General features: G+C 56.0%; 8 protein-coding genes and 1 pseudogene. 7 read left to right on the top strand and 2 right to left on the bottom strand.

Annotated features, from left to right (window positions below):
- A partial coding sequence (gene glpK, locus RTK32_RS13175) for a glycerol kinase GlpK (protein WP_312044646.1) occupies positions 1-1,410 on the top strand: 1,410 nt, incomplete at its 5' end.
- 159 nt (positions 1,411-1,569) lie between these two features.
- Positions 1,570-2,580, top strand: a complete 1,011-nt coding sequence (glpX, locus tag RTK32_RS13170) for a class II fructose-bisphosphatase (RefSeq protein ID WP_312044644.1) — start codon at positions 1,570-1,572, stop codon at positions 2,578-2,580.
- 29 nt (positions 2,581-2,609) lie between these two features.
- Here glpX and emrD read toward each other — a convergent pair whose 3' ends face one another.
- On the bottom strand, positions 2,610-3,788 hold the full coding sequence (gene emrD, locus RTK32_RS13165; RefSeq protein WP_312044642.1) for a multidrug efflux MFS transporter EmrD: 1,179 nt from the start codon (positions 3,786-3,788) through the stop codon (positions 2,610-2,612).
- 280 nt (positions 3,789-4,068) lie between these two features.
- On the opposite strand from emrD, the gene fpr reads away from it, so the two are divergent.
- Entirely contained in the window at positions 4,069-4,815 is a 747-nt protein-coding gene (gene fpr, locus RTK32_RS13160; RefSeq protein WP_312044640.1) for a ferredoxin--NADP(+) reductase, read from the top strand.
- Here the strand turns inward: fpr and RTK32_RS13155 are convergent.
- Positions 4,806-5,249 carry a DUF805 domain-containing protein gene (locus RTK32_RS13155; RefSeq protein WP_312044638.1) on the bottom strand — a complete coding sequence of 148 codons (444 nt, stop codon included), beginning with the start codon at positions 5,247-5,249 and terminating at the stop codon, positions 4,806-4,808. The genes fpr and RTK32_RS13155 overlap by 10 nt on opposite strands.
- Positions 5,250-5,341: 92 nt before the next feature.
- Here RTK32_RS13155 and RTK32_RS13150 point away from each other — a divergent pair, with 92 nt between their 5' ends.
- The 4 genes and pseudogenes from RTK32_RS13150 to RTK32_RS13135 form a co-directional block, all read left to right on the top strand.
- On the top strand, positions 5,342-5,935 hold the full coding sequence (locus tag RTK32_RS13150; protein WP_312044636.1) for a DUF1454 family protein: 594 nt from the start codon (positions 5,342-5,344) through the stop codon (positions 5,933-5,935).
- A 119-nt stretch (positions 5,936-6,054) separates the two neighbouring features.
- Positions 6,055-6,822 carry a triose-phosphate isomerase gene (gene tpiA, locus RTK32_RS13145; RefSeq protein ID WP_312044634.1) on the top strand — a complete coding sequence of 256 codons (768 nt, stop codon included), beginning with the start codon at positions 6,055-6,057 and terminating at the stop codon, positions 6,820-6,822.
- 589 nt (positions 6,823-7,411) lie between these two features.
- A complete protein-coding gene (gene mqo, locus RTK32_RS13140) occupies positions 7,412-9,007 on the top strand; it encodes a malate dehydrogenase (quinone) (RefSeq protein ID WP_312044632.1) in 1,596 nt (531 codons plus the stop codon).
- Between the two features lie 178 nt (positions 9,008-9,185).
- Positions 9,186-10,306: pseudogene (locus tag RTK32_RS13135) on the top strand (phosphoketolase family protein); the annotation flags it as partial.

Below are 10,306 nucleotides of genomic sequence, written 5' to 3'. Positions count from 1 at the left end.
CGCGAATTTCAGCAAATTTATCCGAAGACAGGCTGGGTCGAGCATGACCCGATGGATATTTGGGCATCGCAAAGCTCCACGCTGGTGGAAGTCCTGGCCCATGCCGATATCCGCTCTGACGAGATAGCCGCCATCGGCATCACCAACCAGCGCGAAACCACTATCGTCTGGGACAAAGAGACCGGAAAGCCCATTTATAACGCTATCGTCTGGCAGGATCCACGTACCGCCGACTATTGCGCCCGCCTGAAAAAAGAAGGGCTGGAAGAGTATATTCAGCACACTACAGGCCTGGTGATTAACCCTTATTTCTCCGGCACCAAGGTTAAATGGATTCTGGATCACGTTGAAGGTTCGCGCGAGCGTGCAAAGCGCGGCGAGCTGCTGTTCGGTACCGTCGATTCCTGGCTGGTGTGGAAAATGACGCAGGGACGGGTGCATATCACCGATTACACCAACGCCTCGCGTACCATGATGTTCAACATCCACAAGCTGGAATGGGATCAGCGCATGCTGGATATCCTTGATATCCCACGTGAAATGCTGCCAGAAGTCAAATCCTCCTCAGAGGTTTACGGCCAGACCAACATCGGCGGTAAAGGCGGCACGCGTATTCCTATTGCCGGTATTGCTGGCGACCAACAGGCAGCGCTGTATGGCCAGCTGTGCGTACAGCCGGGCATGGCGAAAAACACCTACGGTACCGGCTGCTTTATGCTGATGAACACCGGGACGGAAGCGGTCACCTCGACCAACGGTCTGCTGACCACTATCGCCTGCGGTCCGCGTGGCGAAGTTAACTATGCGCTGGAAGGCGCGGTATTTATCGGCGGGGCTTCTATCCAGTGGCTGCGCGACGAGATGAAGCTGATTGGTGACGCTACCGACTCTGAGTACTTCGCTACCAAAGTGAAAGACAGCAACGGCGTGTACATGGTGCCGGCCTTTACTGGCCTGGGCGCACCTTACTGGGATCCGTATGCACGCGGCGCTATCTTCGGCCTGACGCGCGGCGCCAATGCCAATCACATTATTCGTGCCACGCTGGAATCTATTGCCTTCCAGACGCGTGACGTGCTGGAAGACATGCACAATGACTCCAACACCCGCCTGCAGTCTCTGCGTGTCGACGGCGGTGCGGTAGCCAACAACTTCCTGATGCAGTTCCAGTCCGATATTTTGGGCACGCGAGTCGAGCGTCCGGAAGTGCTGGAAGTCACCGCGCTGGGTTCCGCCTATCTGGCAGGCCTGGCGGTGGGCTTCTGGAAAGATCTGGATGAGGTCCGTGCCAAGGCGGTTATTGAGCGCGAATTCCGTCCGAGCATCGAAACGACCGAACGTAACTATCGCTATGCCGGCTGGAGAAAAGCCGTTTCCCGCGCTCAGGCATGGGCAGAACAAGAAGAGTAATGCCTCCTTGCCCGCAGCTGTCTTCGCTGCGGGCACGCTTTCCCCCCTGCGCTCCCCCTCAGTAAACAGCCGCCGTCCATAACGCAGCGATAAGAATGCTGGCGTTTTTCCTTCCCGCCATGCCAGACTTCCTGCCTCATTACTTTCCCGAGGCCCATTATGAAACGAGAACTCGCTATTGAATTTTCACGCGTCACCGAAGCGGCCGCGCTGGCTGGCTATAAATGGCTGGGGCGCGGCGACAAAAACGCGGCCGACGGCGCGGCGGTGCACGCTATGCGTATCATGCTCAATAAAGTCGCTATCGACGGGCAAATCGTGATTGGCGAAGGCGAGATCGATGAAGCGCCAATGCTGTACATTGGTGAAAAAGTCGGGAACGGCCAGGGCGATGCGGTGGATATCGCAGTCGATCCCATTGAAGGGACACGCATGACCGCCATGGGCCAGGCAAACGCGCTGGCCGTGCTGGCGGTTGGCGATAAAGGAACCTTCCTGAACGCACCCGATATGTATATGGAAAAGCTGGCGGTCGGCCCCGGCGCAAAAGGCGCTATCAATCTGGCATTACCGCTGGCGGAAAACCTGCAAAACATAGCCCGTGCGCTGCAAAAACCGCTAACAGAACTAACCGTTACTATTCTTGCCAAGCCACGCCATGACCACGTGATTGCCGAGATGCAGCAGCTGGGCGTGCGTATTTTTGCTTTCCCCGACGGTGATGTGGCTGCTTCTATCCTTACCTGTATGCCGGACAGCGAAGTAGACGTGCTATACGGTATCGGCGGTGCGCCGGAAGGTGTGGTCTCTGCTGCAGTGATCCGCGCGCTGGATGGCGATATGCAGGGTCGCCTGCTGCCACGCCACGAGGTAAAAGGCGATACGCCGGAAAACCGCGAGCTGGGCGAACAGGAACGGCAACGCTGCGAGGCAATGGGCATTGAAGCCGGAAAAGTGCTGGCGCTTGCTGACATGGCGCGGAACGATAACGTTATTTTCTCCGCAACCGGTATCACCAGCGGCGATCTGCTGAAGGGTATTACGCGTCAGGGTAACGTTGCGACTACCGAAACGCTGCTGGTGCGCGGTAAATCGCGCACCATTCGTCGCATTCAGTCCATTCACTACCTGGATCGCAAGGACGAGAGCCTGCATCCTTATATTCTGTAAAGCCTGCACGGGCCAACCGGCCCGTGACTTTATACCGCGTGCATCTCCGGCCGTTTCGACAGCGGCAGCCAGCACAACAGGATCAGTAACGCCATGGCGAACATCAGCATCCCCAGGCTGAACTGGCCGGTCTGCGGCAGCAGCGCCGAGAGCCAGGCCGCCAGGCCCGATCCCAAATTTTGCAGGCCGCCCAGCAGTGCCCCCGCAGTGCCGGCCATATAGGGCCATGGCTCCATCGCGCCCGTGGTCGCCAGCGGAAACAGCATCCCCGCGCCAAAGAAAAACAGCGCGGCAGGCACGACCAGCGTCCAGATAGTCATCACACCAAACCAGGCCGGGATCCACATCAGCGCGCCAGCCAGCAGACAGCTGTTAACGGACCACCACATCAGCTGCTGAAAAGGCTTATTGTCACGACCGGCAAACCACGCCCCGAAAAACGCCGCCGGAATCGGCAGAATAAACAGCAGGCTGACCGTGAGGCTGTTGAGCCCCAACACACCGCCCATCAGCACCCCGCAGCTGGCCTCGAACACGGCGATACCGCCCAGCGCACCCATCAGCATAATCAAATAGCGCACAAAAGTACTATCAGCCAGCAACGGCCGATAGCGTGAAAAAAGCGCGCGTTTCTCCAGCGGAGCGGGACGCGTTTCCGGTAGCCAGCGCAGCATCGCCGTGCCCACGCACAGACAGAGCAGCAGCAGGAAAATAAAACAGGCATGCCAGCCAAACAGGTGGGTCAGTAATGCGCCAATAACCGGCGCAACCAGCGGACTCACTAAAATGCCCATATTGAGCAGGCTGTTAGCCTGGCGTAGCGCACTGCCCGCATACAGGTCGCGAGGCATAGTGCGCGCCATCACGCCCGCTACGCCCGTGCCCAGTCCCTGAATGGCACTGCCCAGTACCAGCAGGTCGAAATCAGGTGCGCCGAGCGCTACCAGCGAACCGATCATGAAAATAGCCAATCCCCCCAGGATAACCGGACGTCGCCCGATATTATCCGAGAGGGGGCCATACAGCAGCTGTGAGCCGCCGTAGGTCATCAGATAAGCGGCCATCACGCGCTGTACCACGCCGTCACGTACGCCGAAATCCTGCGCGATAGTCGCCATCGCAGGCACATAAATGGTTTGCGCCATTTGACCGACGGCCACCAGCGCGATCAGCATCACCAGTAGCTGCCCGTTTGCAACTTTTTTCATTTCATCAGCACAATTTATCGGCTATGTCGTCTTTAAACAGGACGATTTGCCAGGAAGGGTTTTTGATAGCGAGGAAAATATCAGGAACGTATGACAAAGCGAGAGGGTGACGAAAAATGGTCTTTAATTAAGTGTCAGGAAAAGCGGTCAGCAGCGTAAATGAAACTGTACGCTGAACGCCGGATTTGTCGATATGAGCTTTGCGCAGAACGGAGGCTGGCAAAAAAGCCATTCCGTAGCGAAGATAGGCCCTTCAACCGTTTTGACTAAGGAGCGCACTATGGCCGAGTGGGTCAATGCCACAGTACAGCAGGTGCAGGACTGGACGGAGAGCCTTTTCAGCATTACCGTCACCGCACCCATCGATCCTTTTATTGCCGGTCAGTTTGCCAAGCTGGCGCTGGAAGTGGATGGCGAACGCGTACAGCGCGCTTACTCTTTTGTAAACGCGCCTGGCGAGCCCAATCTGGAGTTCTATCTGGTGACGGTGCCGGAAGGCAAATTAAGCCCGCGGCTGCATGCTCTACAGCCGGGCCAGACGCTGATGATCACCAAAGAATCCGCCGGTTTTTTTGTTATCGATGAAATTCCCGAGTGCAAAACGCTGTGGATGCTGGCCACCGGAACGGCAATCGGTCCCTATCTTTCTATCCTGCAGGAAGGCAAAGGCCTGGCGCGTTTTGACCATATCGTCCTTGTTCATGCCGTCCGTTACGCTCAGGACCTGAGCTATCTGCCGTTGATGCAGGCGCTGGAGCAGCGCTATCAGGGCCAGCTACGTATCCAGACGGTGGTCAGCCGTGAAGCAGCCGAAAGCGCGCTGACCGGTCGTGTGCCCGCATTGATACAAAGCGGCGAGCTGGAAGCCGCTGTCGGTCTCTCCATGACGGCTGAGGAGAGCCATATCATGCTGTGCGGCAATCCGCAGATGGTCAGGGACACCCAGCAGCTGCTGAAAGAGACGCGCGCGATGCGCAAGCATCTGAAACGTAAACCCGGCCATATCACCAGCGAACACTACTGGTAATCGGGCGTCCGACGGCCAAAATAGTTTACCTGTAGCGTGGTTTTGCCAAAGCGGTTTGCGCCTTTGCTGCCGCTGAAAGCGCCCAGTTCCAGACTCATGGTCACCAGGATCAATGTTGGGATAAAACGCCCCAGCGTCCATTCCCAGGTGGCAGGCAGCGCTGACCAGTTTCCTGCCAGCAGCATCCACGCGACGATCGGCAATAACGCCCAGGCGGCTGACTTATTGCGGTCATGCAGCCGTTTTACCACCACGGCGCTGGAAGGCCACAGCAGGCAGACCACGCAGAATGCGGCCGTCTGGGTGCTGAGCCAGCCTTGTGCAGCCAGGGTAAACAGTAAGGTCAGCAGCAGCAGCCACAGCGTCAGCCAAATCCACAGATCGCGCCGCCCAAGCCTGCCGCGCCAGGAGAAACACCACGCTTGTAAGGTCATTTTTTCTTCCTCAGAACAGCGTCAGGCTTTGACTTTGCCGGTCATTGTCCGTTTTAATCTTGCGTTAACTGTATTGGTCAGAGCGACAAATAATGAATAAAGGGTTGTGCACGGGTTTTATGTTACTGGTCTGGCTGATTACCCTGCCCGTTCGGGCAGAGGCCGATCCTCAGGAGCGTGCTGAACATATGCCTACAGCGCCCTATCTTCTGGCGGGTGCGCCGACCTTTGATATGACTATCGGCCAGTTTCGCGAAAAGTATAATGCTATCAATCCAAAGTTACAGATTGCTGAATACCGGGCGACGGACAGCCGCGGCGATAAAAGTAATTTGACCCGTGCCGCCAGCAAGATCAATGAAAATCTCTACTCTTCTACCGCACTGGAACAGGGAACCGGTAAGATCAAAACGTTACAGATTACCTGGCTGCCGGTGCCGGGCCCGGAAGAGAAAGCCGCACGGGATAAAGCACTGGCTTATATGATCGCGCTGACGCGTTTTTTTGAACCGACGCTGACCCCTTTGCAGAGTAAGAAGCGGCTGGACGATCTGCTGAGCAAGGGAAAAGGCTCGCGTTACTCTGCCCAGGCGGAAGGCGCGCTGCGTTATGTGGTGGCCGATAACGGCGAAAAAGGGCTGACTTTCGCTATTGAGCCAGTAAAACTTGCCCTGAACGGCAGCTGACCGGCTTTAAAAATGACGAAAAGCAAAGCTCTGAAGGGCTTTGATCTCTATACTGTCCGGCAGACAACGCTGCTGAGGCAGGGTAATTAAACCGTATCGCGCTAAGCGTGGAGGATAGAATGCGACATCCGTTAGTAATGGGTAACTGGAAACTGAACGGCAGCAAACACATGGTTAACGAGCTGATTGCCGGTCTGCGTAATGAGCTGAGCGCTGTGGATGGCTGCGGCGTAGCCATTGCCCCTCCAACGATTTATCTGGATCTGGCAAAGCATGCCAGCTCGGGTAGCCATATCGTGCTTGGCGCACAGAACGTCGACGTTAACCTGTCAGGCGCTTTCACCGGCGAAATTTCTGCCGACATGCTGAAAGACGTAGGCGCAAAATACATTATTATCGGCCACTCCGAGCGTCGCACTTACCATAAAGAGAGCGACGAGCTGATTGCCAAAAAATTTGCAGTGCTGAAAACGGCTGGCCTGATCCCGGTGCTGTGCATTGGCGAGACCGAAGCGGAAAACGAAGCGGGTAAAACCGAAGAAGTCTGCGCGCGCCAGATTGATGCCGTACTGGAAACCCAAGGCGCAGACGCGTTCAACGGCGTGGTCATTGCTTATGAACCCGTCTGGGCTATCGGCACCGGCAAATCCGCTACGCCTGCTCAGGCTCAGGCCGTGCACAAATTTATTCGTGACCATATCGCCAAAAAAGATGCCGCCGTTGCAGAACAGGTCATCATTCAGTACGGCGGTTCGGTTAACGACAAGAATGCAGCCGAGCTGTTTGCCCAGCCGGATATCGATGGCGCGCTGGTTGGCGGTGCGTCGCTGAAAGCCGATGCTTTCGCCGTGATCGTTAAAGCTGCTGCGGCGGCGAAAAAAGCCTGACGCCTCCGGTTGTTATAAACAATGCCTGTTCCGCCCGTGCGGAGCAGGCATTTTTTTATCCTGAAAAAGTCACTGTGCAGGCCGACGTTATTGTCAGGCGTCCTACCCGCTGAAAAATCTTCGTCTCTTTCCCCTTACTTTGCGTGTCGACGACCGCATGGCAGGCTAACTTAACAATCAGTTAACATTCAGGGAAACCTGATAAGCCAGTCATTGCGCCCGACCGTGCGGGTTTTTCACGCATTTCCTGCCTGTTTTTCCCCGCCCTCCACCAGGGCTTAACTACCCTATCCGACTGAAAATTAAAAATAAGATAACACCCTGCCTGTCGCCTTCTTCATTGAGACAGTGACCGCCATCACTTCTTCTAATTTTGTTTGATTATTCATTCTCATTTTTAATCTTTAAACAATTTTTTAATTGATGCGTAACAATGGTATATTTCTACAACGCTTAACGCGCGTTAATCATCCGTTTTTGTGATGGAAACGCCCTGTACTCAGCGAAGCGGCTACCACGGTCCGAAAGAGACCGCCGCCGTTTCACCTGCTCACCATGTTGATTTATCAACATACGGAGAAGTCGCCTCATGCCAAAATTAGCAGGACTTCTGGCCGCTATGGGCTCTGCGAAAGCCGCTACGGCAGATGAAGAAAAAGATGTATTACTGATCGGCGGAGGCGCGATGAGCGCAACGCTGGGCACCTGGTTGCAGGCTCTGGAACCGGAATGGCGTATCAGTATGATCGAACGCCTCGACAGCGTGGCCGAGGAGAGCTCTAACGGCTGGAATAATGCAGGCACCGGACATGCCGCGCTGGCCGAAATGAACTATACGCCGCAGAAGGAAGACGGTTCGGTTGATATCAAAAAAGCCGTCGAGATCAACGAAGCCTTCCAGATCTCCCGCCAGTTCTGGTCCCATCTGGTCCAGAAAGGCGTCCTGCGTAATCCACGCAGCTTTATCAATACCGTTCCCCATATGAGCTTTGTGTGGGGCGACGATAATGTGGCATTTCTGAAAAAACGTTTTACGGCGCTGCAAAAAAGCTCGCTGTTTCGCGGCATGGAGTATTCAGAAGATCCAGAGCAGATCAGGGCGTGGGCGCCGTTGCTGATGGAAGGTCGTGCACAAAAAGATCGCGTCGCCGCCACGCGTATCACCACGGGCACTGACGTGAACTTTGGCGAAATAACGCGCCAGATGGTGACCTCGTTACAGAAAAACCCCCATTTCTCGCTGGAAACCGGCCACGAAGTTCGCGGCTTTAAGCGCAACGGCGATGGCAGCTGGAACGTCACCGTTGCCGATTTGAAGAATAACGGTCGTCGCAAAACCATCCGCACTAAATACATTTTTATCGGTGCGGGCGGCGCAGCATTAACGCTACTTCAGCAGACCGGCATTCCTGAAGCGAAAGAATATGCGGGCTTCCCGGTCGGCGGAGAGTTCCTCGTGAGCGAAAATCCGGACATCGTGAAGCGCCATCTGGCCAAAGTGTACGGTAAAGCTTCGGTTGGTGCGCCGCCGATGTCCGTGCCGCACCTGGATACGCGGATGCTGGATGGCAAACAGGTGCTGCTGTTTGGGCCATTTGCCACCTTCTCGACCAAATTCCTCAAGCAGGGCTCGCTATGGGATATGTTCGGGTCAATGACCTCGTCGAACTTTAAGCCAATGGTGCATGTCGGCCTGGATAACTTCAACCTGGTGAAATATCTGGTAGGCCAGGTCATGCTAACCGATGATGACCGCTGTCAGGCGCTGCAGGACTATTTCCCGGAAGCGAGAAAAGAAGACTGGCGACGGGTTAAAGCGGGCCAGCGCGTGCAGATTATCAAAAAAGATGCGCAAAAAGGCGGTGTGTTGAAGCTGGGTACGGAAGTGGTCACGTCACAGGACGGTACCATCTCCGCACTGCTGGGCGCCTCACCGGGCGCTTCTACCGCCGCGCCTATCATGATCGATCTGATGAGCAAAGTCTTTGCCGAACAAATGACCACGCCATCATGGCAGGCGAAGCTGAAATCGATAGTGCCCTCTTACGGCCAAAAACTGAACGGCAACGTGGCGGCGACCGAGCATCAGCTGGCGGAAACCAGCCGTATTTTGCAGCTCGACTATACGCCGTTCACCGCGGCTAATGATGAAGCAGAAGAAGCCGCGGCCGCGATCGGTAAATAACCTGTAAAGCGGGATCGCCCTCTGAAACCGCTGGCAAAACGGGTTATTGACGGCAATAAGGCTGTAGCCAGAAGAAAGGCGGGATTTCCCGCCTTTTTTACACGCACATTTTGCCGCTTCCTGCACAACTTCCTCAGGCGTCTATGCTTTTAGCTGACTCATTCAAAAGGAGCAGCAGATGGACACCCCTTCACCCCATTCCGCTACCGAATCAGAATTAGCGCTGCTTGACCGCTACTGGCGCGCCGCTAACTATCTGTCCGTCGGGCAGATTTACCTGATGGCTAATCCTCTGCTGCGCGAACCGCTGCAGCCTGAACATATTAAGCCTCGTCTGCTGGGACACTGGGGCACCACGCCAGGCCTGAATTTTATCTATGCGCACCTGAACCGCATTATTCGCCAGCGCGATCTTAACCTGCTTTATATTTGCGGCCCCGGCCACGGTGGGCCTGGCATGGTCGCCAATACCTGGCTGGAAGGCACCTATAGCGAAATCTATCCAAACGTCAGCGCGGATGCGCAGGGAATGCAACACCTTTTTCGCCAGTTTTCGTTCCCTGGCGGGATCCCCAGCCACGCCGCACCGGAAACGCCCGGCTCCATACACGAGGGTGGCGAACTTGGCTATTCACTGGTGCACGCCTTTGGCGCCGCGTTCGATCATCCGGATCTGATTGTGCCCTGCGTGATCGGCGATGGCGAAGCGGAAACCGGCCCGCTGGCCGCCAGCTGGCACGGCACTAAGTTTTTAAACGCCGCACGGGACGGCGCGGTGCTGCCAATCCTGCATTTGAACGGCTATAAAATTGCCAACCCTACGCTGCTTGGCCGCAGTAGCGACGACGATTTGCGCCAGCTGTTTGCCGGCTATGGCTATGAACCGCTGTTTGTTAGCGGCGACGATCCGCAAACCATGCATCGCCTGATGGCCGACACGCTGGATCACGCGTTCGATCGTATCCGTGACCTCCAGCAGCAGGCACGCCAGGGCAAAACCGGCGACAGCGTGCCGGCATGGCCGATGATCGTTCTACGCAGCCCGAAAGGCTGGACCGGGCCGAAAACGGTGGACGGTAAAAAGGTGGAAGGATTCTGGCGCGCGCATCAGGTGCCCGTATCCGAATGCCGTGAAAACGACGAACACCGCCAGCTGCTGCAGGATTGGCTGCAAAGCTATCATCCGGATGACCTGTTTGACCCGCAAGGCAGGCTGAAGCCCGAGCTGCAGGCACTGGCGCCGCAGGGTGAGAAACGGATGGGCGCGACGCCTTACGCTAACGGCGGCCGCCTGCGCAA

It is taken from the genome of Erwinia sp. (assembly GCF_031978025.1).
Lineage (GTDB): Bacteria > Pseudomonadota > Gammaproteobacteria > Enterobacterales > Enterobacteriaceae > Erwinia.
This window is presented reverse-complemented; position numbering and strand designations above follow the sequence as displayed.